Annotated in this window: 25 protein-coding genes; 12 read left to right on the top strand and 13 right to left on the bottom strand. The window is 54.5% G+C overall.

What is annotated here, in order from left to right; translation table 11 throughout:
- Positions 1-72 precede the first annotated feature (72 nt).
- Complete coding sequence (locus tag ACFX4U_RS10190; protein ID WP_313508060.1) at positions 73-1,113, top strand: aldo/keto reductase; 1,041 nt, start codon at positions 73-75, stop codon at positions 1,111-1,113.
- Positions 1,114-1,154: 41 nt separating this feature from the next.
- On the opposite strand, the gene ACFX4U_RS10185 is transcribed toward ACFX4U_RS10190, so the two are convergent.
- Both ACFX4U_RS10185 and ACFX4U_RS10180 read right to left on the bottom strand, forming a co-directional pair.
- On the bottom strand, positions 1,155-1,649 hold the full coding sequence (locus ACFX4U_RS10185; protein ID WP_017457486.1) for a TIGR00645 family protein: 495 nt from the start codon (positions 1,647-1,649) through the stop codon (positions 1,155-1,157).
- An 87-nt stretch (positions 1,650-1,736) separates the two neighbouring features.
- On the bottom strand, positions 1,737-2,243 hold the full coding sequence (locus ACFX4U_RS10180) for an ESA_00282 family adhesion-associated protein (RefSeq protein WP_305734976.1): 507 nt from the start codon (positions 2,241-2,243) through the stop codon (positions 1,737-1,739).
- Positions 2,244-2,345: 102 nt separating this feature from the next.
- On the opposite strand from ACFX4U_RS10180, the gene ACFX4U_RS10175 reads away from it, so the two are divergent.
- The 3 genes from ACFX4U_RS10175 (at position 2,346) to ACFX4U_RS10165 (ending at position 4,198) form a co-directional block, all read left to right on the top strand.
- Positions 2,346-2,750 (top strand): hypothetical protein, encoded by a 405-nt coding sequence (locus ACFX4U_RS10175; protein ID WP_200552259.1) that lies wholly within the window; start codon positions 2,346-2,348, stop codon positions 2,748-2,750.
- A complete protein-coding gene (locus ACFX4U_RS10170; protein ID WP_305737550.1) occupies positions 2,743-3,186 on the top strand; it encodes a cytoplasmic protein in 444 nt (147 codons plus the stop codon). The genes ACFX4U_RS10175 and ACFX4U_RS10170 overlap by 8 nt, the downstream gene beginning before the upstream one ends.
- Before the next feature lie 115 nt (positions 3,187-3,301).
- The gene (locus ACFX4U_RS10165) at positions 3,302-4,198 is read left to right on the top strand and encodes an SDR family oxidoreductase (RefSeq protein ID WP_380218638.1); all 897 of its coding nucleotides are present in this window, start codon (positions 3,302-3,304) and stop codon (positions 4,196-4,198) included.
- Between the two features lie 48 nt (positions 4,199-4,246).
- Here the strand turns inward: ACFX4U_RS10165 and exbD are convergent, their stop codons facing one another.
- Complete coding sequence (exbD, locus tag ACFX4U_RS10160; RefSeq protein WP_017457481.1) at positions 4,247-4,672, bottom strand: TonB system transport protein ExbD; 426 nt, start codon at positions 4,670-4,672, stop codon at positions 4,247-4,249.
- A 6-nt stretch (positions 4,673-4,678) separates the two neighbouring features.
- Positions 4,679-5,410 (bottom strand): tol-pal system-associated acyl-CoA thioesterase, encoded by a 732-nt coding sequence (exbB, locus tag ACFX4U_RS10155; protein ID WP_305734974.1) that lies wholly within the window; start codon positions 5,408-5,410, stop codon positions 4,679-4,681.
- A 251-nt stretch (positions 5,411-5,661) separates the two neighbouring features.
- Here exbB and metC point away from each other — a divergent pair, with 251 nt between their 5' ends.
- Positions 5,662-6,849, top strand: a complete 1,188-nt coding sequence (gene metC, locus ACFX4U_RS10150; protein WP_305734973.1) for a cystathionine beta-lyase — start codon at positions 5,662-5,664, stop codon at positions 6,847-6,849.
- Positions 6,850-6,966: 117 nt separating this feature from the next.
- Positions 6,967-7,626, top strand: a complete 660-nt coding sequence (locus ACFX4U_RS10145) for a DedA family protein (RefSeq protein WP_020455265.1) — start codon at positions 6,967-6,969, stop codon at positions 7,624-7,626.
- A 35-nt stretch (positions 7,627-7,661) separates the two neighbouring features.
- On the opposite strand, the gene ACFX4U_RS10140 is transcribed toward ACFX4U_RS10145, so the two are convergent.
- Positions 7,662-8,561 (bottom strand): AraC family transcriptional regulator, encoded by a 900-nt coding sequence (locus ACFX4U_RS10140; RefSeq protein WP_349350409.1) that lies wholly within the window; start codon positions 8,559-8,561, stop codon positions 7,662-7,664.
- Positions 8,562-8,757: 196 nt separating this feature from the next.
- On the opposite strand from ACFX4U_RS10140, the gene yqhD reads away from it, so the two are divergent.
- Together yqhD and dkgA are read left to right on the top strand one after the other, a co-directional pair.
- Positions 8,758-9,921 carry an alcohol dehydrogenase gene (yqhD, locus tag ACFX4U_RS10135; RefSeq protein ID WP_313509832.1) on the top strand — a complete coding sequence of 388 codons (1,164 nt, stop codon included), beginning with the start codon at positions 8,758-8,760 and terminating at the stop codon, positions 9,919-9,921.
- Positions 9,922-10,022: 101 nt separating this feature from the next.
- On the top strand, positions 10,023-10,850 hold the full coding sequence (gene dkgA / locus ACFX4U_RS10130) for a 2,5-didehydrogluconate reductase DkgA (protein ID WP_305734970.1): 828 nt from the start codon (positions 10,023-10,025) through the stop codon (positions 10,848-10,850).
- A gap of 88 nt (positions 10,851-10,938) precedes the next feature.
- Here dkgA and ACFX4U_RS10125 read toward each other — a convergent pair whose 3' ends face one another.
- From ACFX4U_RS10125 to ACFX4U_RS10105, 5 genes are all read right to left on the bottom strand, one after another.
- Positions 10,939-13,122, bottom strand: coding sequence for a YgiQ family radical SAM protein (locus ACFX4U_RS10125; RefSeq protein ID WP_200552264.1), 2,184 nt, complete (start codon positions 13,120-13,122; stop codon positions 10,939-10,941).
- Positions 13,123-13,243: 121 nt separating this feature from the next.
- Positions 13,244-14,656 carry a cell division protein FtsP gene (ftsP, locus tag ACFX4U_RS10120; RefSeq protein WP_305734968.1) on the bottom strand — a complete coding sequence of 471 codons (1,413 nt, stop codon included), beginning with the start codon at positions 14,654-14,656 and terminating at the stop codon, positions 13,244-13,246.
- A gap of 71 nt (positions 14,657-14,727) precedes the next feature.
- Complete coding sequence (gene plsC, locus ACFX4U_RS10115) at positions 14,728-15,465, bottom strand: 1-acylglycerol-3-phosphate O-acyltransferase (protein WP_200552266.1); 738 nt, start codon at positions 15,463-15,465, stop codon at positions 14,728-14,730.
- Positions 15,466-15,707: 242 nt separating this feature from the next.
- Positions 15,708-17,966, bottom strand: coding sequence for a DNA topoisomerase IV subunit A (gene parC, locus ACFX4U_RS10110; RefSeq protein WP_305734967.1), 2,259 nt, complete (start codon positions 17,964-17,966; stop codon positions 15,708-15,710).
- Positions 17,967-18,084: 118 nt separating this feature from the next.
- On the bottom strand, positions 18,085-18,474 hold the full coding sequence (locus ACFX4U_RS10105) for a YgiW/YdeI family stress tolerance OB fold protein (protein WP_200552268.1): 390 nt from the start codon (positions 18,472-18,474) through the stop codon (positions 18,085-18,087).
- Positions 18,475-18,618: 144 nt separating this feature from the next.
- Here ACFX4U_RS10105 and qseB point away from each other — a divergent pair, with 144 nt between their 5' ends.
- From qseB to ACFX4U_RS10085, 4 genes are all read left to right on the top strand, one after another.
- Positions 18,619-19,278: a quorum sensing response regulator transcription factor QseB gene (gene qseB / locus ACFX4U_RS10100; protein WP_313509826.1), complete on the top strand. Its 660-nt coding sequence runs from the start codon at positions 18,619-18,621 to the stop codon at positions 19,276-19,278.
- Positions 19,275-20,621 (top strand): quorum sensing histidine kinase QseC, encoded by a 1,347-nt coding sequence (gene qseC, locus ACFX4U_RS10095; RefSeq protein ID WP_349350408.1) that lies wholly within the window; start codon positions 19,275-19,277, stop codon positions 20,619-20,621. The genes qseB and qseC overlap by 4 nt, the downstream gene beginning before the upstream one ends.
- A 107-nt stretch (positions 20,622-20,728) precedes the next feature.
- Entirely contained in the window at positions 20,729-21,310 is a 582-nt protein-coding gene (locus ACFX4U_RS10090) for an NAD(P)H-dependent oxidoreductase (RefSeq protein WP_017457467.1), read from the top strand.
- Positions 21,311-21,344: 34 nt separating this feature from the next.
- On the top strand, positions 21,345-21,659 hold the full coding sequence (locus tag ACFX4U_RS10085; protein ID WP_200552272.1) for a putative quinol monooxygenase: 315 nt from the start codon (positions 21,345-21,347) through the stop codon (positions 21,657-21,659).
- Positions 21,660-21,698: 39 nt separating this feature from the next.
- Here the strand turns inward: ACFX4U_RS10085 and ACFX4U_RS10080 are convergent, their stop codons facing one another.
- From ACFX4U_RS10080 to ACFX4U_RS10070, 3 genes are read right to left on the bottom strand one after another with little or no spacing between them, the layout of a single operon-like run.
- A complete protein-coding gene (locus ACFX4U_RS10080; RefSeq protein ID WP_313509820.1) occupies positions 21,699-22,889 on the bottom strand; it encodes a glycoside hydrolase family 88 protein in 1,191 nt (396 codons plus the stop codon).
- Between the two features lie 46 nt (positions 22,890-22,935).
- On the bottom strand, positions 22,936-24,195 hold the full coding sequence (locus ACFX4U_RS10075) for an oligosaccharide MFS transporter (RefSeq protein WP_313509818.1): 1,260 nt from the start codon (positions 24,193-24,195) through the stop codon (positions 22,936-22,938).
- A 58-nt stretch (positions 24,196-24,253) separates the two neighbouring features.
- Positions 24,254-26,080, bottom strand: a complete 1,827-nt coding sequence (locus ACFX4U_RS10070) for a DUF2264 domain-containing protein (RefSeq protein ID WP_313509816.1) — start codon at positions 26,078-26,080, stop codon at positions 24,254-24,256.
- Positions 26,081-26,109: the final 29 nt, after the last annotated feature.

Raw genomic sequence — 26,109 nt, 5'->3', positions numbered from 1 at the left:
GCAGAAAACAGACGTAAGATAGAAACGTTGTTTCGAATTTTCATCGATAAGATTAAAAAGATAGGAGACATCATGCCTGGCTTCGCCAACCCGAATCGCTACGAACAGATGCAGTACCGTTACTGCGGCAAGAGCGGCTTGCAACTGCCCGCGCTTTCTCTCGGTCTGTGGCACAGTTTTGGTCACGGACACGCCCTGGACTCACAGCGTGCCTTGCTGCGCAAAGCATTTTCCCTCGGCATTACCCACTTTGATTTAGCCAATAACTACGGGCCGCCAGCAGGCAGCGCGGAAGAGAATTTTGGCCGCTTGCTGCGTGAGGATTTTGCCGCATACCGCGACGAGATCATTATCTCCACCAAAGCCGGTTACGATATGTGGCCAGGTCCGTACGGTTCTGGCGGTTCACGCAAATACCTGCTCGCCAGCCTCGATCAAAGCCTGAAGCGGATGGGCGTCGAATACGTGGATATCTTTTACTCGCACCGGGTTGATGAAAAAACACCAATGGAAGAGACGGCATCCGCGCTGGCGCAGGCCGTGCAGAGCGGTAAAGCGCTGTATGTCGGCATCTCTTCCTATTCCACCGAACGCACACAGCAAATGGCGGCGCTGTTACGTGAGTGGAAAATCCCGCTGCTTATCCACCAGCCCTCTTACAACCTGCTGAACCGCTGGGTGGACAAAACCGGCCTGCTGGATACGCTGGAAGATAACGGCGTGGGTTGCATCGCCTTTACTCCGCTGGCGCAAGGGCTGCTAACCGGCAAATACCTGAACGGTATTCCGGAAGGTTCGCGCATGCAGCGTGAAGGCAAAAAAGTACGCGGCCTGACGGAGAAAATGCTGACAGAGAGCAACCTCAACAGCTTGCGCTTGCTCAATGACATGGCGCAACGCCGTAGTCAGTCGATGGCGCAAATGGCGCTGAGCTGGCTGTTAAAAGATGCGCGAGTCACGTCGGTGCTGATTGGCGCGAGCCGTCCGGAACAGCTTGAAGAGAACGTTCAGGCGTTGAACAACCTCAATTTTAGTAGCGAGGAACTGGCGCAGATCGACAAACACATTGCCGATGGCGAGCTGAATTTGTGGCAGGCTTCTTCAGATAAGTAAAAAGGTAATGCCGGGCGGCAGGACGCGGCCCGGCAATGAACTCAGTGTTGATGGCGGGTTAACCGGTCCAGGTAGCCCATCACAAAAGCGGAAAGTACAAACGTCAGGTGGATAATCACATACCACATCAGTTTGTTATCCGGGACGTTTTTGGCATCCATAAACACGCGCAGCAGATGAATCGACGAAATGGCGACAATCGACGCCGCGACTTTGTTTTTCAGCGATGTGGCGTCCATTTTGCCCAGCCAGTTCAACTTCTCTTTATGCTCGGCGATATCGAGCTGTGAGACGAAATTTTCATAGCCGGAAAACATCACCATCACCAGCAAACCACCCACCAGCGTCATATCCACCAGCGACAACAGCGTCAGGATCAGATCCGCTTCCGCCAGGTTGAAGATATTGGGCAGGACGTGAAAAATCTCCTGGAAGAATTTTACCGTCAGCGCAAGCAGGGCAAGGGAGAGGCCGAAGTAAACCGGGGCGAGCAACCAGCGCGAAGCGTACATTGCGTTTTCCAGAAAGCGTTCCATGTTGCGTAAAGTCTCTTCAGATTGCTAAACCGGCGCTCAGTATATCCCAGCCGGGCAAACAATTTGCAACACTAAAGCAACACGGCACTACACCTCTTCGGGGTTGACCCACGGTCGTTGGTTCTCTGGCCATACCAGCACGACCAGCGCCGGATACGCTTCCATACTGAATTCACGAAAACACTGACGCAGGTTGAGCACATCCAGATCCGAATGCGGTACTTTTTCACCATTTACGCAGCGCTTCTTTATATTGTCGTAATACTTATACACCGCTGAATTGAGATCGCTACAGCGACGCTGCGCTTCAAATAACCCAGGCGTACTATTTAATTCCGCCATATTCATGCGCTTAATTGTCGCATGAAGAAAATCTATATATTCATGATTAACGCGCCAGTACCACACTGGCGTAATCGCATTCATTAACGCGGAGAAATGATCTTCCCCTTCCTCTTTTGACAACGGTTGCGGTGGTAAAGGCAGAGTGTCAATTTCACTAAGGGGAGCTTTTTTATTGTACTCACGCATCAATAAAAGAACGCCGCCCGTCAGCAGCAATAAAGCAATAACAGAATAAAAAATACTGTTCATGAGCAGGCTCCTTTTTTTTGATTTTAAAAGTGCGCCATGATATTGTCAACGAACCTCACGCCTGAACACCCTCTTCCCTGTTGATATTAAAGGACATTGGAAATGCTTCCCGAGAATCTTGTCCCGGCACGATTTCACATTTCTGCCGTTGAAACCAAGCCTGGAGAAGAAGGAAAAGAGCCTAATTTAACTCAGGGTAAAAGAACACTCGCTGAACATGCTAACGATATATTAGCGAATGCCAGCCGTACCGGGCAGTCGAGAAATATGCTGCTGGAAGAACGCGACCGCCATATAAAAGAGCGGCTATTGTGTGTGGTAAAAATCGAGACTTTCGCGCGTTTACTTAATGATTTACAAGCGGAAGGCGAGATAGATGCCCAAACATTAAGCCAAATAATTGCGGATAAAACTCAGCAAATAAATGAAGCAGGTAATGAGATTTGGCTTAATCTCATTACCCGAGAAAAAGATACGCCAATGTTTTATAAGTTCGGGGATGAATAACGTGAAAGAGGTCGAAAATAATAACGTTTATTTAGCTTTAGAAGAGAAAAAAAGTGATGAATTTATCTTAAAGCAAAATAAAGACGCCCTGATATTAAGCAAAAACGAAACTATTCAGCGAATCGCGCGTGAACTGATTTCTATTCCTGCGGCGCTGGTGCGCCTGAAATGGCAGAACCGTCGCGAAATCTATCCCCTGCAGGTGAAAGAAGAGATTTATGGCGCTGTCATCGACGCCATCATCGCGCAAAAACCAGAGTTGCGGGATAAAATCATGGGGCGCCTGGAGGCGAACTATCAGTACATTCTGAGCCGCGAAACCGCGACGTTACGCCTGAGCCGCAAACTAAGCGATGGCGAATATCGTACCTCGAATGTTACGACCGTGGCACTGGAAGAAGAAGCGGCGGCGAAGCGAGCCGCAAACACTAAATAGCCCTTACCTCTCCCACGCTTGTACACCTTCGCCTCAAGATAATCCTGAATTAGTCTGCATTTTCAGCTCAGGCTTCTACCCTTAAGTACTCAACAACCGATATGGAGGGTACGTAATGGCGAATAACCAGACGAAAATGCAGGATCCCACCACGCAGTATTACACTGGCGAATACCCGAAACAGCGGCAACCAACGCCAGGCGTTCAGTCGAAGATGGATCCCGTTCCCGACTGCGGCGAGAACAGCTACGTCGGTAGCGGGCGGCTAAAAGATCGCAAAGCGCTGGTGACCGGTGGCGATTCCGGTATTGGTCGCGCGGCGGCTATTGCCTATGCGCGCGAAGGCGCAGATGTCGCCATCAACTATTTGCCTGCGGAAGAGGAAGACGCGCAGCAGGTGAAAGCGCAAATCGAAGCTGCCGGGCGCAAAGCGGTGTTAATTCCCGGTGACCTGACCGATGAGTCTTTTGCCCGCTCTTTGCCGCACAAGGCAAAAGAGCAGCTTGGCGGGCTGGATATTCTGGCGCTGGTAGCGGGTAAACAGACTGCCGTGGAAGAGATTGCCAACCTGACAACGGAGCAATTTACCCAAACCTACACCGTTAACGTTTTTGCGCTGTTCTGGATAACCCAGGAAGCCGTGCCGCTGCTGCCAGCGGGCGGGAGCATTATTACCACATCGTCTATTCAGGCATATCAACCGAGTACCCATCTGCTGGACTACGCCTCAACCAAAGCGGCAATCCTCAATTACAGCCGGGGACTGGCGAAGCAGGTCGCGGAAAAAGGGATCCGCGTTAACATCGTAGCCCCCGGCCCAATCTGGACAGCGCTGCAAATTGCTGGTGGGCAACCTCAGGAGAAACTGCCGCAGTTTGGCCAGCAAACGCCAATGAAACGTGCCGGGCAGCCTGCGGAACTGGCACCGATTTATGTCTATCTGGCGAGCCAGGAATCAAGCTACGTCACCGCCGAAGTGCATGGCGTGACAGGCGGCGAACACCTAGGATAACAGGCATAAAAAAAGCTGGCATTCGCCAGCTTTTTAATTGATTCAGTATTACTTCGCTTTCGCGACTTCTTCGCCCACCAGACCGATCTTCAGATAGCCCGCCTGATGCAGCGTATCCATTACCTTCATCATCGTTTCGTAATCCACGGTTTTATCCGCGCGAAAGAAGATAGTCGTGTCTTTTTTACCTTCGGTTAGCGTATTGAGCGCGTTAACCATCGTTTCATCGGTAACCTGATCGTTACCAATAAACATGGTGTTATCGGCTTTTACCGACAGGTAAACCGGTTTTTCCGGGCGCGGCTGCGGCTGGCTGGTTGATGCCGGCAGGTTAACTTTCACATCAACCGTGGCAAGCGGCGCGGCCACCATAAAGATAATCAGCAGCACTAACATCACGTCGATAAACGGCGTGACGTTGATTTCGTGCATTTCGCCGTTATCGTCCAGGTTTTCATTAAGACGCATTGCCATGACGAATCAACCTACTCGTAATTTTTGCGCGGTGCGAACCGGCTGAGCGTTGCTGGCAGCCAGATCCAGATCGCGGCTTTGCAGCAGCAGAACCTGCGCGGCAACATCGCCGAGGGTCGCTTTATAGCTGCCGATCATACGGGCGAAGATGTTGTAAATCACCACCGCCGGGATAGCAGCAACCAAGCCGATAGCCGTTGCCAGCAGCGCTTCCGCGATGCCCGGCGCGACAACCGCGAGGTTGGTGGTTTGCGTCTGCGCAATACCGATGAAGCTGTTCATGATGCCCCAAACGGTACCAAACAGACCAATAAACGGCGAGATTGCGCCAATCGTTGCCAGATAGCCATTCCCGCGCCCCATATGGCGACCGGTGGCGGCAACACGGCGTTCGAGACGAAAACCGGTGCGCTCTTTAATGCCTTCGTTATCTTCGCTGCCTGCGGATAACTCCAGTTCGTTCTGGGCTTCGTTGATCAACATTGTGCTCAGGCTGCGCGCGTGGAAAGCGGAAGCAATTTCACTCGCCTGATCCAGAGAGCGGGCTTCAGCTAACTGCTGCTGCTCACGCTTGAGGCGGCGCTTGTGTGAAATCATCTCAACACTTTTGCTGAAGAAAAGCGCCCACGTGACGACAGACGCCAGAATCAGGCCGATCATCACCACCTTCACAACGATGTCGGCATGCTGGTACATGCCCCACACGGATAGATCCGTCTGCATCAAATTATTACCCACAGTGTATCTCCGAGACGCAAATCACAAAATCTGTGCGCCATGATATCAAAAAGTCGTCGAATTGATAGTAGTTCTCATTAGTATTTGCAGAGTGCCTGAATTAAAAGTCATTTTCTTTGCGCTTACGCAGTAAACAGACTCCATTGAACATTTTCTGGAAAAAATTCACTCACCGGCACAACACTGCGAGGCATCCGCCAACAATCATGGTAGTCTGGACATCCAGACGTATAAAAACAGGTTGAGCGAGAATGACGGCAAAGCATCTTGATACCGCTCTGGTTAACGCAGGGCGCAGCAAAAAATACACGCAAGGGTCGGTGAATAGCGTTATCCAGCGCGCCTCTTCACTGGTATTCGACACCGTTGAAGCCAAAAAACACGCGACGCGTAACCGCGCCAACGGCGAGCTGTTTTACGGCCGTCGCGGTACGCTTACGCACTTTTCGCTGCAAGACGCGATGTGTGAACTGGAAGGCGGCGCGGGCTGCGCACTGTTCCCCTGCGGCGCTGCGGCGGTGGCAAATACCATTCTGGCGTTTGTTGAACAAGGCGATCATGTGTTGATGACCAACACCGCCTATGAACCCAGCCAGGATTTCAGCACTAAAATTCTCGCCAAACTCGGCGTCACCACCAGTTGGTTCGACCCGATGATCGGTTCCAGCATTGTGCGGCTGATTCAGCCGAACACCAAAGTGGTGTTCCTGGAATCGCCCGGCTCAATCACCATGGAAGTCCACGATGTTCCGGCGATTGTGCAGGCGGTGCGAAGCGTTGCGCCAGAAGCCATTATCATGATCGACAACACCTGGGCGGCGGGCGTGCTGTTTAAGGCGCTGGAATTCGATATTGATATCTCGATTCAGGCGGCAACCAAATATCTGATTGGTCACTCCGACGGCATGATCGGTACGGCGGTATCCAACGCCCGCTGTTGGGAACAACTGCGCGAAAACGCTTATTTGATGGGGCAAATGGTGGATGCCGACACGGCGTATATGACCAGCCGTGGCCTGCGCACATTGGGCGTTCGTCTGCGTCAGCACCACGAAAGCAGCCTGAAAATTGCCGAATGGCTGGCCGCACATCCGCAGGTGGCGCGCGTGAATCACCCGGCGCTTCCCGGCAGCAAAGGCCACGAGTTCTGGCAGCGGGATTTTACCGGTAGCAGCGGCTTGTTCTCGTTTGTGCTGAATAAGCGCTTAAGTAATGAAGAGTTAGCCAACTACCTCGACCATTTCTCGCTATTCAGCATGGCGTATTCGTGGGGCGGTTACGAGTCGTTGATACTCGCCAACCAGCCAGAACAGCTGGCGGCGATTCGCCCGGACGGTGACGTGGATTTCACCGGCACATTAATCCGAGTGCACATTGGTTTAGAGAATGTTGACGATCTGATTGAGGATTTAGTGGCGGGCTTTCAGCGCATCGTGTAAACCAAGCTTACGGGCGTAAGTATTCAGAAAATTCTCTGTTTCTTGCGCCCCCGATCAAGGTGTTTCAGGCGAACTGGAGTACAATAGCCTCCTCTACGCGGTTCCACGGGAAAGTCCATGGCTGTTATTCAAGATATTATTGCTGCGCTCTGGCATCACGACTTTGCTGCGCTGGCAAATCCACATGTTGTGGGTGTTGTTTATTTAGTAATGTTTGCCACCCTCTTTTTAGAAAACGGTCTGCTTCCTGCTTCGTTTTTACCCGGTGACAGTTTGCTGCTGCTTGCTGGTGCGTTGATTGCGCGCGGCTGCATGGATTTCGTCGCGACGTTAGCCATCCTAACTTCCGCCGCCAGTCTCGGCTGCTGGCTGAGCTATATCCAGGGCAAGTGGCTTGGGAATACGCGCGTGGTGAAAAGCTGGCTCTCGCAGTTGCCGGTTAAATATCACGAGCGGGCGACCTATATGTTTGACCGTCACGGTCTGCTGGCACTGCTGGCGGGGCGTTTCCTGGCCTTTATCCGCACCCTGCTGCCGACGATGGCGGGCATCTCCGGCCTCTCTAACCGCCGTTTCCAGTTATTTAACTGGCTGAGCGGGCTGCTGTGGGTCGGCGCGGTGACCTCGCTGGGCTACGCCATCAGCATGATCCCGTTTGTGAAACGCCATGAAGATCAGGTGATGACCTTCCTGATGCTGCTGCCGGTGTTCCTGCTGGTTGTCGGCCTGGTTGGCGCTGTCACTGTGGTGCTGAAGAAAAAATACTGCAACGCGTAACGCGTTTCCCCTCTTCGCCATGAAGAGGGGAAGTCTTACATTCCCTGCATCATGCGAATTCTCGCCACATCTTCTCCCGGCGTCAGGCCAAAATAGCGCTTAAACTCGCGGCTAAATTGCGACGGGCTTTCATAGCCAACGCGCATGGCCGCCGCTCCGGCTTTCATGCCATCGTGCACCATTAACATGCGCGCTTTGTGCAGGCGGTAAGTTTTCAGGTATTGCAGCGGCGAGGTGCTGGTCACCGATTTAAAGTTATGGTGAAACGCCGAAACGCTCATATTGGCTTCCGCCGCCAGTTGATCGACGCTGAGGTTTTCCGTGTACTGGCTTTCAATGCGTTTTAGCACGCGGCTTATCAGGCTGAAGTGGGTCTGGCGGCTGACTAACGCCAGCAGCGCACCGCCACGCGGCCCGGTTAGCACGTGGTAAAGCATTTCGCGGATAATCTGTTTGCCGAGAATACGCGCATCCAGCGGACGTTCCATCACATCCAGCAAACGCTCAGCGGCACAGAGGATCTCTTCTGATAACACCGCTGAGTTAATGCCGCTTGCCGCCACGTCCGGGCGAAAATGTTCATCTTCGCCGATATCCATCAGCAGCTCCTGCAATTGCAGGATATCGACATTCAGACGGATCCCCGCCAGCGGTACTTCCGGCGTGGCGAAGGTTTCACACTCAAACGGCAGCGGTACGGTCAGCAGTAAATATTCATTGGTGTCATAACGAAAGACTCTTTCATTGATATAACCAATTTTGTGACCGGAAAAGAGAAAAACGATGCCCGGCAGGTACATGACCGGTGTACGGGTTCCCGGCTGAGTACCGTACAGTAAGCGGATATCCGGCAGCAGTGCATTGAGCCTATTTTCATTCCCTTTCAATCGTTTAATCTTTTCAGTGAGCTGCAGGCAAATCTCTTCACGCTTCATTTCTCGCCACTCCGGCAGGCTATTTCGACCCGTACAGTGTGCAAACTTTTGTGCTTTTTCTCCAGTCACAAGGAGAAACAGGCAAGACATCGGCAGGAATGTGCATTGAGAGCGCGCCAGCCCGCGCCCACAATAATCGCCATTGGGCAAATCACCGCCACACTCTTTTTTCACCTCAATAAGAAGGGAACGAGCAATGAACAATTTTAATCTGCATACCCCGACCCGCATTCTGTTCGGCAAAGGTGCCATTGCCAATCTGCGTGAGCAAATCCCGGCAGGTGCCCGCGTACTGATCACCTACGGTGGCGGCAGCGTGAAGAAAAACGGCGTGCTCGACCAGGTTTACAGCGCGCTGCAAGGGCTGGATGTGCTTGAATTCAGCGGCATCGAACCGAACCCGACCTACGAAACGCTGATGAAAGCGGTACAGGTCGTTAAAGACGAAAACATCACCTTCCTGCTGGCAGTCGGCGGCGGTTCCGTGCTGGACGGCACTAAGTTTATCGCTGCTGCGGCTCACTATGCCGAGGGCGTTGATCCGTGGCACATCCTGCAAACGCGCGGCGGCGAAATTAAAAGCGCGATCCCGATGGGTTCTGTGCTGACGCTGCCGGCGACCGGTTCCGAGTCCAACGCAGGCGCAGTGGTATCGCGTAAAGCGACCGGCGACAAACAAGCGTTCCACTCCCCGTTCGTTCAGCCGGTCTTCGCGGTGCTGGATCCGGTCTACACCTATACCCTGCCGCCACGCCAGGTGGCGAACGGCGTGGTTGACGCATTTGTTCATACCGTTGAGCAGTACGTCACTTATCCGGTCGATGGCAAAATCCAGGATCGCTTTGCCGAAGGCATTCTGCTGACGCTGATTGAAGAAGGCCCGAAAGCCTTGCAGGAGCCGGAAAACTACGACGTGCGCGCCAACGTGATGTGGGCGGCGACACAAGCGCTGAACGGCCTGATTGGCGCGGGCGTGCCGCAGGATTGGGCTACGCATATGCTGGGCCACGAACTGACGGCGATGCATGGTCTTGACCACGCCCAGACGCTGGCGGTGGTTCTGCCTGCACTGTGGAATGAGAAACGCGATACTAAACGCGAAAAACTGCTGCAATACGCAGAGCGCGTCTGGAACATCAAAGACGGTTCTGAGAACGAGCGTATCGACGCGGCGATTGAAGCCACGCGCAACTTCTTCGAGCAGATGGGCGTTCCGACCCGCCTTTCCGGTTATGGCCTGGACGGTAGTTCCATTCCGGCGCTGCTGGCGAAACTGGAAGAACACGGCATGACAAAACTGGGCGAGCGCCAGGATATCACGCTGGATGTGAGCCGTCGTATTTACGAAGCGGCACGTTAAGGTCTCATTGCCCCGCCTTCCGTTTTTGGTTTTTTCGACCACACTTAATGCACATCACCTTACCGGGCTCGTCCCGGTAAGCTTATTCAAAGGAGAAATGCATGACACATCCAACCGTGATTAAGCTTTCTGACGGCAACCTGATGCCGCAACTGGGTCTTGGCGTGTGGAAAGCGAGCAACGAGGAAGTGATAACCGCTATCCAAAAGGCGCTGGAGGTAGGATATCGCTCCATTGATACCGCCGCCGCCTACCAGAACGAAGAGGGCGTTGGCAAAGCGTTAGCCAGCGCAGGCGTACCGCGTGAGGAGTTGTTTATTACCACCAAGTTGTGGAATGACGATCAAAAACATCCCGCCGAAGCGCTGAAAACCAGCCTGAAAAAGCTGCAACTGGATTACGTCGATCTCTATCTGATGCACTGGCCGGTTCCGGCTATCGATCATTACGTTGAGGCCTGGCAAGGCATGATCGAACTGCAAAAACAGGGGCTGGTAAAAAGTATCGGCGTGTGTAATTTCGAGATCCACCACCTGCAAAAGATCATTGATGAAACCAGCGTGATCCCGGTTATTAACCAGATCGAACTGCACCCGTTGATGCAGCAGCGGCAACTGCATGCCTGGAACGCGACGCATAAAATCCAGACCGAGTCCTGGAGCCCGCTGGCGCAGGGCGGCGAAGGGGTGTTTGATCAGAAAATTATTCGCGATCTGGCAGATAAATACGGCAAAACGCCTGCTCAGGTGGTGATCCGCTGGCATCTTGATAGCGGTCTGGTGGTGATCCCGAAATCGGTCACCCCGGCGCGTATCGCCGAGAACTTTAACGTCTGGGATTTCCGCCTGGATAAAGACGAGCTGGCGGAGATCGCCAAACTGGACGCCGGTAAACGGCTGGGGCCGGACCCGGATCAGTTCGGGGGTTAAGTTTTTCCAGCAGGCCACAGCGCTGTCATTGTGGCTTTTTGTCTACAGAAAACAAAAATCCCGGCATCTCGCCGGGATTTTTATGTGCTTAACGCACGCGTGAGGCTTTTTTCTTCGCCGGCGCAGCGGCGGTGTTTTTACCATTGCTGCGCTGATGCACAATCGGCGTGTGCTTGGTTAATGCCGGGCGCGACTGGCGATTCTGGCGTCGCGCTTCGCGCATTTCATCAAGCGTCGGCGCTGGCACCAGGCATTCACGGCGTGAACCAATCAGGTGCTTTTTACCCATCGCTTCCAGCGCCTGGCGCAGCAGCGGCCAGTTAGCCGGATCGTGATAACGCAGCAGCGCTTTATGCAGGCGCCGCTGTTTATCCCCTTTCGGCACCACCACTTCTTCGCTCTTGTAATCGATCTTCGACAGCGGGTTTTTCCCGGTGTAATACATGGTCGTCGAGTTAGCCAGCGGTGACGGGTAGAAGTTCTGCACCTGATCTAAGCGGAAACGGTGACGCTTGAGCCACAACGCCAGGTTCACCATATCTTCATCGCGCGTGCCGGGGTGCGCAGAGATAAAGTACGGGATCAGATACTGCTCTTTACCCGCCTCTTTAGAATAGGTGTCGAACAGCTGTTTAAAGCGGTCGTAGCTGCCCATTCCCGGTTTCATCATCTTCGACAGCGGCCCCTCTTCGGTATGCTCCGGGGCAATCTTCAGATAACCACCGACGTGGTGCGTCGCCAGTTCTTTCACATAGCGTGGATCCTCCACCGCCAGATCGTAACGCACGCCAGAAGCGATCAGGATCTTTTTGATACCTTTCAGATCGCGGGCACGGCGATAGAGATCGATCGTCGGCTGGTGGTTGGTGTCCATGTGCGGACAGATATCCGGATAAACACAGGAGAGACGACGACATGTCTGTTCAGCGCGCGGTGATTTACAGCGCAACATATACATGTTGGCGGTTGGCCCACCAAGATCGGAGATAACGCCAGTAAAACCGGGCACCGTGTCACGAATCGCTTCGATCTCGTTGATGATCGAGTCTTCGGAGCGGCTCTGAATAATGCGCCCTTCATGCTCAGTGATCGAGCAGAAAGAACAGCCACCAAAGCAGCCGCGCATGATGTTAATCGAGAAGCGGATCATCTCGTAGGCCGGAATACGGCTGTTACCGTATGCCGGGTGCGGCACGCGCTTGTAAGGCAGCGCAAAAACGCTGTCCATCTCTTCGGTCGACAGCGGGATCGCCGGAGGGTTGATCCAGATATAACGATCGCCATGCTTTTGCAGCAGCGCACGGGCGCAACCGGGGTTCGTTTCGTGGTGCAGAATGCGCGACGCGTGCGCGTAGAGCACTTTGTCGGCTTTCACCTTCTCAAAGGAAGGCAGCAGCACGTAGGTTTTCTCCCACGGTTTCGGGCGCGGCGGCTGAACGGTAACGCGTTTTGCTTCCTGCGCTTTCGGCTCAACCGGTTTGTTATCGGCACACGGCAGATCATCGCCGTAAGGATGCGGAATCGGATCGATTTTGCCCGGCGTATCAAGGCGCGTAGAGTCAACGCCGCTCCAGCCAGGCAACGCTTCTTTGACGATGATCGCGGTGTTACGCACGTCGCGGATTTCACCGATCGGTTCACCGGCAGCGAGGCGGTGCGCTACTTCCACCAGCGGGCGCTCGCCGTTGCCGAACATTAGCATGTCGGCTTTGGCATCGATCAGCACCGATCGACGCACTGTATCGGACCAGTAATCATAATGCGCGGTACGGCGCAGGCTGGCTTCGATACCGCCGAGGATCACCGGCACATCTTTCCACGCCTCTTTACAGCGCTGGGTATAAACCAGCGTCGCGCGATCCGGGCGTTTACCGGCGACGTTATCCGGTGTGTAGGCATCGTCATGGCGCAGCTTACGATCGGCGGTGTAGCGGTTGATCATCGAGTCCATGTTGCCAGCGGTCACGCCGAAAAACAGGTTCGGTTTACCGAGGCGCATAAAGTCGTCTTTGCTGTTCCAGTCCGGCTGGGCGATGATGCCAACGCGAAAGCCCTGCGCTTCCAACATACGACCGCAAATGGCCATACCGAAACTCGGGTGATCGACATAGGCATCACCCGTCACCAGAATGATGTCGCAGCTATCCCAGCCAAGTTGATCCATCTCTTCGCGCGACATCGGCAAAAACGGCGCGGGGCCGAAGCAGGCCGCCCAGTACTGGGGCCATGAGAAAAGGTCACGATCCGGTTGGATCAGGGATATTGCGCTCATCTTGCTTCCAAAAGTGGTAAAAAAATCATCAAAGGGCGGCGATTATACGCCGTAAACTTGCACGAAATGAAGGAGGATTTTGTCAAGGCCTGATAAGCGTGTAGCCACCAGGCCAGGTCAGTTATGGCGCGGGGTTCACCAGCAGTTGCCCCACGGAACCACGATCGGCCATTTCCAGCGTCTGGCTTTGATACAGGAACGGGAAGTGCGGCCATGAAGGCTGACCAAACCACACCAGCAGCTCCACTTGACCGTCAATCCAGACCGTATCTTTCCAGCCCCGGTCTTCCGGGAAAGGCATCGCGCCGTTAACGTTGCGCACCTGGAACATCACGCCTTCCATATGGAACGATTGCGGCATCTCCGCACGCACCGTCCAGCGCTCCCAGGTGCCCTGCTGGGCGGTAATATCGATACGCTGCGTATCCCATAGCTGGCTGTTAATGCCCGGATCGCTACCCAGGGTGATGTCGCGGTTGCGGGTTGGCGTACCGGCCTGAATATCGGACGGCAACAAGCGCATCGGCAGCGTGTCGGTGACCAGCGGCAGCAGGCCGGTTGGTCGCAGCGTCAACACCAGCGTGGAGATCAAAATGCTCGACGGTTCAAAGAAGCCGCGCAGGCGATCCATAATGCTCGCCGCTTCACCGCAGGTGATCGACACTTCATCGCCGTTGGTCATATCCACCAGCACTTCGCGCCGCTCGCCCGGTGCCAGCGAAAGCTGCTTAACCGAGACTGGCGCAGGCAAAAAACCCTGATCGCCGGCAATGACATGCAGTGCGCGACCATCGCTCATTTGCAATTGATAACGGCGAGAGTTTGAAGCATTTAACAGACGCAGACGCACCCAGCCGCGAGAGACTTCGACATACGGACTTTGCGCACCGTTGACCATCAGCGTATCACCGACAAATCCCCCGCTGCCCGGCTCGCTATATTCCGGCGTGCCGAAATTATCCAGCCGTTTATCCTGAATAATGACCGGGAAATCATCTACGCCGTAGTGCTTAGGGATCGGCAGCGTTTTGCTGATCTCATCTTCGACCAACCACATCCCGGCGAGGCCGTTATACACCTGCTGCGCGGTGCGGTTCGGCGTATTGGCGTGATACCACAACGTCCCCGCACTCTGGCGGATCGGCAGTACCGGTGCCCAGTCGTTATTGGCGGTCATCATGCGCGCCGCGCCGCCGATAAGCGGGCCTGGCACCTGCAAACCGCTCACGGTCATCGCCACGTTTTCCGCCAGCCGGTTGCTGTAAATCAGCTTAACGTCATCGCCATTCCAGACGCGGATTGTCGGCCCGAGATAGCGCCCGTTGATGCCGGAAACCTGCGCCCGTGTGCCTGTGGCAAACGACCAGTGCGCGCGTTGTAAGGTCATAAACAGCGGTTGGCCGCGCCGGGATTCCAGCAGTGGAGGAATGGGCAGCGGCGGTTGCGGCCCGGCAGCATTTGCCCTCAGCGGTACCGCGCCTGCACAAAGCGCAACCCCGGATGCCTGAAGAAACTGACGCCGACTGAGTGACATATTTGCTCCGTGTAAAACTGACTCAATGCGCCGGAGGTTTTCTCTCCTGCGGTGTTGCGAAATAAAACAGATTAAACCCGGCCGGTTGCTTCGCGTTCTGCAACTTCTTTATCGAGCTCTGCAATTTTGGCCGCCATCAGTTCGCGACAGTGCGTCGCCAACTGGCGTACCTGATCTTTACCAAATTGCGAAACATCTACCGGCGGCAGCATCTCGACAATCACCAGCCCGTTGCGCAGACGGTTAAGGTTAACTTTGTTCGCATTGTTGGAAACACACACCGGAATAATCGGAACACCGGCGGCAATCGCCGCATGAAACGCGCCGGTTTTAAACGGCAGCAAACCGCGACCGCGGCTGCGGGTGCCTTCCGGGAACATCCAGATAGAAATATTGCGTTTCTGGATCTGTTTCACCACTTCGGCAATGGTGCCGTGCGCTTTTGCACGATTGTTGCGATCGATAAGCAGATTACCGGTCAGCCAGTAAAGCTGGCCGAAGAACGGCACCCATAGCAGGCTTTTCTTACCGACGGTGACCGTTGGCGGCAGCACAATGCTGGAGGCGGTCACCATATCGTAGTTGCTCTGGTGGTTCGCAATATAGATAGCGTTACCGAACTTTTCCGCGCCTGGCGGCAGACGGGTTTCGACTTTCAAACCAAAAACCGGCGCAAGGCGACCGAACATATGGCCGAAGGTGGCAACATGTTTAGGATTACGCGGACTGAGTAAACAATAGAGAGAGCCGAATACGCACACCAGAATGGAGTAGATGACGACAATAATGACGCGAAAAATGAATAGCATAACAAACCTCTGAAGCCCATACCTTTGAGCATTATATACACGCCAGCGCCATCACGCTGAAACTGGCTGTGTCGCCGTCGACCCGCAGCGGGCCTGGGCTATTTTTTTAAAGGCCGCAGTAGGGTGTGCGGCCTTTAAAAAAACGTATTGTTAATCGCAATGCACGAATTAACAACGCTTTTACGGGAAATTTTCTCAGAAAGATCTCCCCACCGGGAAGGTGGGGAGCCTGGCGGCGAAGATTACTCTTCGCTGTCGCCCGCACCCGGGCGGGAAGGCGCGTCAATCTCGACACGGTCAATTTTTTGCAGGCCGCGCATCAGCGTACCGCGACGCCCGCGCTCGCCCTGCACTTTTTGCAGCTCTTCCGGGCGCAGTTTAATTTTGCGTTTACCCACGTGAATGGTCAGCGTGCTTTGTGGCGGCAGCAAATAGAGATGTGCAAGGCTATCTGCGCCTGACGCCGCATCAGCGGAAGGGATACCGATAATCTTGTTGCCTTTACCTTTCGACAATTGCGGCAGCTCGCTGACCGGGAACATCAACATACGGCCTGCGGCGGTGATCGCCAGCAGCATGTCGCTGTCGTTCTCGATCTCCAGCGGCGGCATCACTTTGGCGTTTTCCGGCAGGCTGATCAGTGTCTTACCGGCCCGGTTACGCGCCACTAAGTCATTGAAGGTACAAACGAAGCCATAACCCGCATCGGACGCCATCAGCAATTTTTGATCCTCGTTGCTCATCATCATATGCTCAACGGTCGCCCCCGGCGGTAGCGTCAGCTTACCGGTTAACGGCTCGCCCTGACCGCGTGCGGAAGGCAGCGTAATCGGATCGATGGCGTAGCTGCGCCCGGTGGTATCAATAAACACCACCGGCTGGTTGCTCTTGCCTTTTACGGAAGACTTCCAGCTATCGCCCGCTTTGTAGCTCAGCCCCTGCGCGTCGATGTCGTGGCCTTTGGCGCTGCGCACCCAGCCCATTTGTGACAGCACAATAGTCACTGGCTCAGACGGCTGCATATCATGCTCGTTCATCGCTTTCGCTTCTTCGCGCTCATGCAACGGTGAACGGCGATCGTCGCCAAATGCGTCGGCATCAGCTTGCAGCTCTTTTTTCAGCAGGTTGTTCATCTTGCGCTCAGAGGCCAGGATCGCCTGCAGCTGATCGCGCTCTTTTGCAAGATCGTCCTGCTCGCCGCGGATCTTCATCTCTTCCAGTTTGGCGAGATGGCGCAGTTTTAACTCAAGGATCGCTTCCGCCTGCGTTTCGCTGATACCGAAGCGCGACATCAACGCCGGTTTCGGTTCATCTTCCGTACGGATGATTTCGATCACTTCGTCGATATTGAGAAACGCCACCAGCAAACCTTCGAGGATATGCAGGCGTTTGAGCACCTTATCCAGCCGGTGATTCAGGCGGCGGCGCACGGTATCGCGACGAAACGCCAGCCACTCGGTGAGGATCTCCAGCAGGTTTTTCACCGCCGGGCGGCCATCCAGGCCGATCATGTTCAGGTTGATACGGTAGCTTTTTTCCAGATCGGTAGTGGCGAACAGGTGGTTCATCACCTGCTCCATATCCACGCGGTTGGAGCGCGGCACGATCACCAGACGCGTCGGGTTTTCATGATCCGACTCGTCACGCAAATCATCGACCATCGGCAGCTTTTTATTGCGCATCTGGCTGGCGATTTGCTCCAGCACGCGCGCGCCAGAAACCTGGTGCGGCAGCGCGGTAATGACGACTGCGCCATCCTCTTTTTTCCACACTGCGCGCATACGCACCGAACCGCGACCGTTCTGGTAGATTTTGCGGATTTCAGCGCGGGAGGTGATGATTTCCGCTTCAGTCGGGTAGTCTGGCCCCTGCACGATATCCAGCAGCTCATCGAGCGTGGTTTTCGGTTGTTCGATCAGGGTGATCGCCGCGTTAGCCACTTCGCGCAGGTTATGCGGCGGGATATCCGTCGCCATACCTACGGCAATACCGGTCGTACCGTTGAGCAAGATATTCGGCAGGCGCGCAGGCAGCATTTTCGGCTCCTGCATCGTACCGTCGAAGTTCGGCACCCAGTCAACGGTGCCTTGCCCCAGTTCGCTCAGCAGCAGCTCGGCGTATTTAGACAGACGGGATTCGGTGTAACGCATCGCCGCAAAGGACTTCGGATCGTCCGGCGCCCCCCAGTTGCCCTGGCCATCGACCAGCGGGTAACGGTAGGAGAACGGCTGCGCCATCAGCACCATCGCTTCATAGCAGGCGCTGTCGCCGTGCGGATGGTATTTACCCAGCACGTCGCCCACGGTACGGGCGGATTTTTTGAACTTCGCGCTGGCGTTCAGCCCCAGTTCTGACATTGCGTAAACGATGCGACGCTGAACGGGTTTCAGGCCATCACCGATAAACGGCAACGCACGATCCATGATGACGTACATGGAGTAGTTCAGGTATGCGTTTTCCGTAAATTCATGCAGCGCAAGGCGCTCTGCCATATCGCTCATTAATCGTGATTCCTCAACGTATGCGCCCGCCTGTGCGGCGGCAATATTGCCGCAGATACTACCTTATCTGCGGCGAGGAGTCATAGCGATGAGCGATTTTTTCACGCGCGTTTAGCGCTTACTGAGTGACTTTGCGGATCTCTTTGACGTCGATTTCAACTGAATTCCAGTCCTTATCGACTTCGCCCTGGATCTCCACCGTATCTTGTGGCCCAACGGTCACGCCGTTCCAGCGCTTGTGGTTGATATCGACATTGATGGTGCCGGTCGAATCTTTGAACAGGTAGGTATCATCAGAGATGCGCTCGACAATATTACCGCGCAGCGTCACCCAGGCGTCGTCGCGCAGTGATTTCGCGCTTTCAACGGTGGCTTTGCTGCCGTTCGGCCCGGTAAAACCGCCGCTCTGCGAGGTTGCACCCGGTCCGGTAAAGCCACCAGGATTCGCCGCGAAAACGGGCGCGGAACAAAGTGTGAGAACAGCGACAAGTGCAGCAATCTTTTTCATGTTTTATCTCCCTTACGATGGTTAACGTCCATTTAACCCGTCACTCCTTAACGACTTCTTAACGGGAAAAAAGATTTATTTCCGCTGTACATTGTCGACCAGCAGCGGTTTTACTGCCAATAACATGGAGTAAAAGGAGGCAAAATGCGCATTTTACTGGTGGAAGATGACACGCTCATCGGCGACGGTTTAAAAGCCGGGCTGGGCAAAAAAGGCTTCAGCGTCGACTGGTTTACCGATGGCAAACAAGGCAAGGCAGCTCTGTTTAGCGCGCCGTATGATGCGGTGATCCTCGACTTAACGCTGCCGGGCATCGACGGGCTGGATATTCTGCGCGACTGGCGCGAACAAAAGCGCGCGGAACCGGTGCTGATCCTCACCGCGCGCGATGCCATCGACCAGCGCGTTGAGGGGTTGCGGCTGGGCGCAGATGATTATCTGTGCAAACCGTTCGCGCTGGTTGAAGTGGCGGCAAGGCTGGAAGTGCTTATTCGCCGCCGCCACGGGCATACGCAAAGCCTGCTGCGCCACGGCAACGTCACGCTCGATCCCGGTAATCTGGTCGCCACGCTTGACGGCGAAACGCTGGCGCTAAAACCGAAAGAGTTCGCCCTGCTGGAGCTGCTGCTGCGCAATGCCGGGCGCGTTCTGCCGCGTAAATTAATCGAAGAGAAACTTTATACCTGGGATGACGAGGTCACCAGCAACGCGGTGGAAGTGCATGTACACCATTTACGCCGCAAGCTCGGTACGGCGTTTATCCGCACCGTTCATGGCATCGGTTATACCCTGGGAGACGCATGAAACTGACCCGCCCGCTGAGTTTACGCCTGCGCCTGACTATGCTGTTTTTGCTGCTGTCGATGGTCGCCTGGCTCAGCGCCAGTCTCGTTGCCTGGCAGCAAACCCGCGATAAACTCGACAAACTGTTTGATACCCAGCAAATGCTGTTCGCCAAACGGCTGAGCGTGATGGAGTTTGAGCCGCTAAAAAACGCCGCGCCGGCGCTCGGTAAAAAGAAGATCAAACACGGACATCTGGATGATGATGCGCTGGCTTTCGCTATCTACTCAACCGACGGCAATATGCTGCTGCACGATGGCGAAAACGGCAAAGAGATCCCCTATAACTACCGGCGGGAAGGGTTTGATAACGGGCAGCTACGTGATGATGACGATCAATGGCGTTTTCTGTGGCTCACTGCGCCGAACGGGAAATTCCGTGTGGTAGTCGGCCAGGAGTGGGATTATCGCCACGAGATGGCGCTGGAGATCATCACCTCGCAGCTCACTCCGTGGCTTATCGCCCTGCCGCTGATGCTGGCGCTATTGATCGTATTGCTGAGCCTTGAATTGCGACCGCTGAAAAAACTGGCGCAGGCGCTGCGCTCACGGGCGCCGGATCGTGCCGATCCGCTCAGTAGCGAAGGCGTTCCCAATGAAGTGCGCCCGTTAGTGGACGCGCTGAACCAACTCTTTGATCGTACGCAGAGCATGATGCAGCGTGAACGGCGCTTTACTTCCGATGCCGCCCATGAGTTACGCAGCCCGCTGGCGGCGCTGAAAGTACAAACCGAGGTCGCGCAGCTTTCCGATGACGATCCCGCCGCACAGCAAAAAGCCCTTAGCCAGTTGCACGTGGGGATCGATCGCGCCACGCGTCTGGTGGATCAATTACTGACGCTCTCCCGGCTGGACTCCCTGAGCAACCTTGCTGACGTCGAAGAGGTTTCGCTGGCTTCCCTGCTGCAATCGGCGGTAATGGAGATTTACCCGACAGCGCAGCAAGCAGATATCGATATACGTCTGCATCTCAATGCCCTTGCGGTCAGCCGCCAGGCGCAACCGCTTTTGCTGAGTTTGCTGGTGCGTAACCTGCTGGATAATGCCATTCGCTACAGCCCACCAGGCAGCGTGGTCGATGTGACGCTGGACGCTACTGAATTCAGCATTCGCGATAATGGCCCCGGTATTGACGATGACGCGCTGGCGCGCATTGGCGAGCGTTTTTACCGCCCGCCGGGACAAACGCAAACCGGTAGTGGGCTGGGGTTATCAATTGTGCAACGCATTGCCCGACTGCATCACATGCGCGTCGCATTTGGCAATCATCCGCAAGGCGGGTTTATCGCGCAGGTGAGCTGGTAGCGAGGTTTATTGCGGCTCAAGCAAAAGTCTTTGCACGTTTTGCCAATTTTTCCGCACCGTTGATGCGGTTAAAATCGCCGTCAAACGCATTTAACCGAGGATTTCTCATGAGCAATATCTTAATTATCAACGGTGCGAAAAAATTCGCGCACTCTAACGGCCAACTGAATGACACCCTGACCGAGGTCGCGGAAAGTTTTCTGCGCGACGCCGGGCATGATGTTAAAACCGTACGTACCGACGGCGATTACGATATCAAAGCAGAAGTAGAGAACTTCTTGTGGGCTGACACCATTATCTGGCAGATGCCAGGCTGGTGGATGGGTGCACCGTGGACAGTAAAAAAGTATATGGACGACGTGTTCACCGAAGGCCACGGTTCGCTGTACGCCAGCGACGGTCGCACGCGTTCTGACGCTTCGAAAAAATACGGTTCTGGCGGCCTGATTCAGGGCAAAACCTACATGCTGTCGCTGACCTGGAACGCGCCGATGGACGCCTTTACGGATGAAGAACAGTTCTTCCACGGCGTGGGCGTTGACGGGGTTTACCTGCCGTTCCATAAAGCGAACCAGTTCCTGGGTATGGATGCACTGCCAACCTTTATCGTGAATGACGTGATTAAAATGCCGGACGTGCCACGCTATATCGCAGAATATCGCAAGCATCTGAGTGAGATTTTTGCTTAACTGTGAAGCTGGACTTATAGGGAGTAGGTTAATCATGTTGACAGTAATTGCAGAAATCCGTACCCGTCCAGGACAGCATCACCGCCAGGCGGTACTTGATGAATTCGCCAAGATTGTACCGGTCGTGTTGCAGGAAGCGGGTTGCCACGGCTACGCGCCGCTGGTCGATCATGCGGCTAACGTAAGTTTTCAGGCGACCGCGCCGGACTCCATCATGATGGTGGAACTGTGGGAAAGCGTCGCACACCTTGAAGCGCACCTGCAGACACCGCATATGAAAGCGTGGAGCGAAGCGGTAAAAGGCGACGTGCTTGAGACGCATATCCGCATCCTGGAAGCGGGTCTCTAAGCGTTTGTCCCTCTCCGTTTACAGAGAGGGACACTGCTTTTACCAGTAGAGTTTCCAGCTCTGCGAAAAGCGCATCAGCGCTTCCACATAGAAGTAATCCCCCCAGCTACTACACTCATCAACGCCCTTATTGCTCGCCAGATGATATACGGAATGTTTCAGCAGCCCGTTAGTCGGTTCGTTTTTCCCCGCCAGATAGTGCTTATTAAGCGATGACATAATACGCATTGCCCACTGCTGGTAGCGTTCTCTGTCCGGATCGGTAACGGGCAGATGCTTAACCAGCTCCAGTAGCCCGCAGACGGCAATCGCCGCCGATGACGAATCGCGCAACGCATCGGTGCCGACCAGCGCCAGATCCCAGTGGCACACCGCATCTTCCGGCAAGCGGTTGAGAAAGTAGTTCGCCAGCCGTTTCGACAGCGCCACCATCTCTTGATCGCCAGTGTAGATAAAGCTCAGCAGAAAACCGTAAATCCCCCACGCCTGCCCGCGCGACCAGCAGGAATCATCCGCGTAGCCCTGCTGCGTATTGCCGTAACGCGGCGCACCGGTGTTGATATCCATATAGTACGTGTGAAACGTGGAGGCATCTTCGCGAATCAGGTATTTCGCCGCCTGCCGCACATGGGCTTGCGCCGCATCGGCAAAGCGCCGCTCCCCGGTCTGTTCTGTCGCCCAGTAGAGCAGCGGCAGGTTCATATTGCAGTCGATGATCATCCGCCCGGCTTGTTCAGGATCGCGCAGATCGCCCCACGCCTGGATAATCTGCGCCTTGTGATGGAAGCGCTCCAGCAGCGCTTCTGCCGCCAGCAGGGCGAAACCGCGCGCATCGCGATTGCCGGTCAGCCGCCAGCTTGCCACGCACGAAAGCGTATATAAGAAGCCGAGATCGTGGGTGTTGGTGTCGCTGCGCCCGGCAATGCGCAGGCCGAATGAGCGCACATGGCGCTCTGCCAGCGCGCGGAACTGCTCATCGCCACTCATTTCCCACGCCAGCCAAAGCTGCCCGGTCCAGAAACTGGTGGTCCACTCGACATTGTCGGTTAACGGGTAATAACCCTGCACACAGGTTTCGGCAGGAAAGTGTTCTCCGAATTCCGTTAAATGACGGCGAATCAGTTCAAGGGTATGGCTACGCGCAGAATCAAGTTCATCTTTAAATACCTGCGCATCCACAGGTGCGCCGGGATAATCACGTAACGTTTCCTCAACGATTTTACTTAACATATTTCGGTTCCTTGTTGGTGCGTAATTTAAAATAGCCGTTAACGCGTTAGTTATTTCCCGCGATATCCAGTGCGCTATGCTGACGCCATTTACTTTGGCAAGCCGATAACGTAAACAGGGAAATTAATGTGAAGGTCAGTGCCACGCAGCCCATAATAATATAGGTATTTTCAAAGCCGATGCGGTCATACAAAATACCGGCCGGGGAAGAGACCACGACGTTACCGACATATAACATTGCCTGGTAACCCAATAAATACATGGTGGCATTAACGCGTTTATCGAAATGTTCAGCAATGTATTTAAATACCGATACCAGCAGCAGGCAAATCTCAAGACCATATAACGGTTTTAATACTGAAATAAGCAGATGAGACTCGCATAGTCCGGAAATAATCAACCGCGCGCCCACCGCCAACCCGACAATTAGTAACCCGCGTTTCGCGCCGATGAAATTCACAAACAGCGGGATCACCATATACATGACGAATTCCATGCCGGACTGCACCGTGCCCAGGTAACCAAACACCGCGTTGCCCTGATGAACGTCATCAAAGAAGGTGACGAAATAGCGGGAGAATTGCTGCTCGGCGATAAACATCATCCACGCCACACCGGCAACGTACAGACAAAATGCCCAGAATTTGCGGTTACGCAGCAGCGCGTAGACATCCGCCGGGGCGATTTTCTCTTTGGTCAGCACCTCGCTGGCGTTGGCGGCGTTAACGTTGACTTTCAGGCTCAGCAGCACCGCCAGCATGATAAGCGACGCGACCGATCCCATGATGAAGTTATACGCCGGTGAGAGGTTAAACAGCAGGCCGGAGAACGAGGACGCTACCGCCCAACCGAGCGAGCCCCACATCCTGATTTGGCCAAACTCCATGCCGTTTAAGCGGCTGTAGCGGTCGGTATAAGATTCACAGGCGGCGACACCCGCATACCAGGCAAAACTTAAATAGATAGCGCCAACAATAATGCCCAGCAGGGTATTTGAAATTAATAACGGTTGATAAACGTAGATAAAAAACGGTGCCATTAATGCTGACATCAGCACCACAAAATAGAGCAAGTATTTGCTCATGCCTATTTTATCCAGAATGTAACCGTAAATCGGTTTCAAAATAACGGAAAAGATCCCGTTAATAGCGAATACTGTGCCAATAACCGTACCGCTAAGATTGGCTTTTTGTCCTAACCAGATAGCCAGCAGGCCGATACTTGCAGACCAGGTAAAAAAATAGAGAAAGATAAAGCTACTGATTTTGTAATATTCGGTTTTATTATTTATCGCGATCTTTTCCATACTATCCTCGACGAAAGCATGTAGGGTTCAGAGTTCATAGCCCGGCCGTAGCCGGGAATTAAAAGGCAATAACAATATTATTTTTCTGCCCCGGTTTTTTAATCACCAGCGCCTGTTCTTCGATGTGCAACTGCGGTAAGACGAAATCAAAAGCCTGCTCCGTAATAGCCGCCTGAACGGCACAGGCCTGCCACTGCCTGCCCGGCGCAATGTCTCCACGCAGCACCGGAATTGACGCGCAAGGGGAAAACATAATGCTGCTGTTAGGCGGTGTGACCACGCTGTCGGCTTCCCGCGGCGCGGTGGCAAGTAATTCAAAGATGCCGCTGACGCCATTTTCCGCGCTCACCAGGCTACCGCCCTGCGCGTCGCGGTGCGGCGCTTTCAGCACGGCGAATCCACCCTCTACGCTTTGTAAATGGCGAGCCGAATCAATACGATGCACGCGCAGGTGCCAGTCGCCGCACGGAATAAGCCAGCTTGCGATATGCACGTCTGACCATGGCGACCAGCGCGAGAAAATCGCCTGTTCTGTCACAATCACCTCGTCGCACTCACGGCGGCCGCGAAAGTAATTATCCCCTTCGCTGAGCAAAAGCATCGAGTCGCAAGCGGCGTGTTTAATTCCATAACGCCCGCGTTCGATGGTGAAACCAAAACGGCTTGAGTAAGCAAACTTTGTGTATTTCGCCTCGGTATTGACGTAATTGTTCAGCTCCAGTTGTCCGGCGGTGAGCATCCAGACATGCCGCGAGCGATCGCTGTGGACAATAATCTGCCCGGCAGGTGCAATCGTACGCTGCGTGTTTAGCGCAGGCAGCGGCAGCTCTGGCGCTTGCCAGAATTCGTGTGAGTGCGGCAGCGCCAGGATCAGAAAAACTTTCAGCGCCCAGTACGGCGAGCCAGGTGAATTGTAGTCTTCACACATCGCAAGGTTCGGGTAGGCGAAACCAAGCGTTAAAATGCCGTCGCGATCGAAAATCGGCTGCTGTAACCACCAGCGCAGATGGCGCAGGACAACCCCTTTCACCACGCCTGGAGAAAATACTTCCAGCCCGGAAAAGGCAACCGCACTCCAGAATGCCACCATCGCAAAGCGGTAAGTCAGGCTGCGGCCAAACGGAACAGATTCGCCCTCCGCCGCTGACATATAGATAAAATCTTCGGCAAAAAGCGTTGCCCGCTCATGGAGAATCGCCGCGCGCGCTGCATCGTCTTCTGCGTTCAGCGTGGCGTAAATCAGCCCGTAAAAATGAAATGCCATTGAGATGTAGTAATCTTTTGGCCGGCCAGGACCATCGGAATACCAGCCGTCGCCAAGGTAATAGGCATCCATCATGCTAAAGCGCCGTTCAATGGCTGCGGCATCCCAGGGTAATCCGGCACGTTTAAAACCGAGCTGCACCATGATGGCGAAAAAATTCCAGTTGCTGTCAGGCATCTGCGCGTCGGTGATCTGGTTCAGCCACTGGTGCAGATTGTGGACATCAGCTTCGCCCAGCAAGGCGGTAAATTTATCGCCCAGCAGCGCCAGCCCCAGACCGTAAGCCGCCATCTCCACCAGCCGTTGATCGTAGGGTTCCGTTGCTCCCCAGTAGCCCGCGCTTTGCGGATCGACACCGCGTTTGATCGCAGCCAGATACTTGTGACTGAAGGGTTCTGCATCGCCGCCTGCCATTAATGGAAACAACCCCCACAGCGCGCGGGACAGCCCTTCCATTTCGGCAATCGCATCGCTGTAATGCGCGCTGGTGGCTCCCAGCGAGAAATGCGACGCCCCTTCCGGAAACTGTTTATCCAGCGCCGCCAGCATCTGCTTCAACGCGCCGACCACATCGTCGCGGGATGACAATGGATTTGATGTTTTCACTTCCGCCGCCTGCATAGCGTTCTCTCCTTCATGGTGTGGCTGAA

It is taken from the genome of Kosakonia sp. YIM B13588 (assembly GCF_042788165.1).
Taxonomy (GTDB): domain Bacteria; phylum Pseudomonadota; class Gammaproteobacteria; order Enterobacterales; family Enterobacteriaceae; genus Kosakonia; species Kosakonia sacchari.
This window is presented reverse-complemented; position numbering and strand designations above follow the sequence as displayed.

Coding starts and splice junctions, on each gene's coding strand:
- ACFX4U_RS10190 (WP_313508060.1), top strand. CDS start 73: ATGCCTGGCTTCGCCAACCCGAATCGCTACGAACAGATGCAGTACCGT.
- dkgA (WP_305734970.1), top strand. CDS start 10,023: ATGACACATCCAACCGTGATTAAGCTTTCTGACGGCAACCTGATGCCG.
- ACFX4U_RS10125 (WP_200552264.1), bottom strand. CDS start 13,122: ATGAGCGCAATATCCCTGATCCAACCGGATCGTGACCTTTTCTCATGG.
- plsC (WP_200552266.1), bottom strand. CDS start 15,465: ATGCTATTCATTTTTCGCGTCATTATTGTCGTCATCTACTCCATTCTG.
- ACFX4U_RS10140 (WP_349350409.1), bottom strand. CDS start 8,561: ATGAAGCGTGAAGAGATTTGCCTGCAGCTCACTGAAAAGATTAAACGA.
- qseC (WP_349350408.1), top strand. CDS start 19,275: ATGAAACTGACCCGCCCGCTGAGTTTACGCCTGCGCCTGACTATGCTG.
- ACFX4U_RS10090 (WP_017457467.1), top strand. CDS start 20,729: ATGAGCAATATCTTAATTATCAACGGTGCGAAAAAATTCGCGCACTCT.
- qseB (WP_313509826.1), top strand. CDS start 18,619: ATGCGCATTTTACTGGTGGAAGATGACACGCTCATCGGCGACGGTTTA.
- ACFX4U_RS10105 (WP_200552268.1), bottom strand. CDS start 18,474: ATGAAAAAGATTGCTGCACTTGTCGCTGTTCTCACACTTTGTTCCGCG.
- ACFX4U_RS10170 (WP_305737550.1), top strand. CDS start 2,743: ATGAATAACGTGAAAGAGGTCGAAAATAATAACGTTTATTTAGCTTTA.
- metC (WP_305734973.1), top strand. CDS start 5,662: ATGACGGCAAAGCATCTTGATACCGCTCTGGTTAACGCAGGGCGCAGC.
- yqhD (WP_313509832.1), top strand. CDS start 8,758: ATGAACAATTTTAATCTGCATACCCCGACCCGCATTCTGTTCGGCAAA.
- parC (WP_305734967.1), bottom strand. CDS start 17,966: ATGAGCGATATGGCAGAGCGCCTTGCGCTGCATGAATTTACGGAAAAC.
- ACFX4U_RS10165 (WP_380218638.1), top strand. CDS start 3,302: ATGGCGAATAACCAGACGAAAATGCAGGATCCCACCACGCAGTATTAC.
- exbD (WP_017457481.1), bottom strand. CDS start 4,672: ATGGCAATGCGTCTTAATGAAAACCTGGACGATAACGGCGAAATGCAC.
- ACFX4U_RS10185 (WP_017457486.1), bottom strand. CDS start 1,649: ATGGAACGCTTTCTGGAAAACGCAATGTACGCTTCGCGCTGGTTGCTC.
- ACFX4U_RS10145 (WP_020455265.1), top strand. CDS start 6,967: ATGGCTGTTATTCAAGATATTATTGCTGCGCTCTGGCATCACGACTTT.
- ACFX4U_RS10070 (WP_313509816.1), bottom strand. CDS start 26,080: ATGCAGGCGGCGGAAGTGAAAACATCAAATCCATTGTCATCCCGCGAC.
- ACFX4U_RS10175 (WP_200552259.1), top strand. CDS start 2,346: ATGCTTCCCGAGAATCTTGTCCCGGCACGATTTCACATTTCTGCCGTT.
- ACFX4U_RS10075 (WP_313509818.1), bottom strand. CDS start 24,195: ATGGAAAAGATCGCGATAAATAATAAAACCGAATATTACAAAATCAGT.
- ftsP (WP_305734968.1), bottom strand. CDS start 14,656: ATGTCACTCAGTCGGCGTCAGTTTCTTCAGGCATCCGGGGTTGCGCTT.
- ACFX4U_RS10180 (WP_305734976.1), bottom strand. CDS start 2,243: ATGAACAGTATTTTTTATTCTGTTATTGCTTTATTGCTGCTGACGGGC.
- ACFX4U_RS10080 (WP_313509820.1), bottom strand. CDS start 22,889: ATGTTAAGTAAAATCGTTGAGGAAACGTTACGTGATTATCCCGGCGCA.
- ACFX4U_RS10085 (WP_200552272.1), top strand. CDS start 21,345: ATGTTGACAGTAATTGCAGAAATCCGTACCCGTCCAGGACAGCATCAC.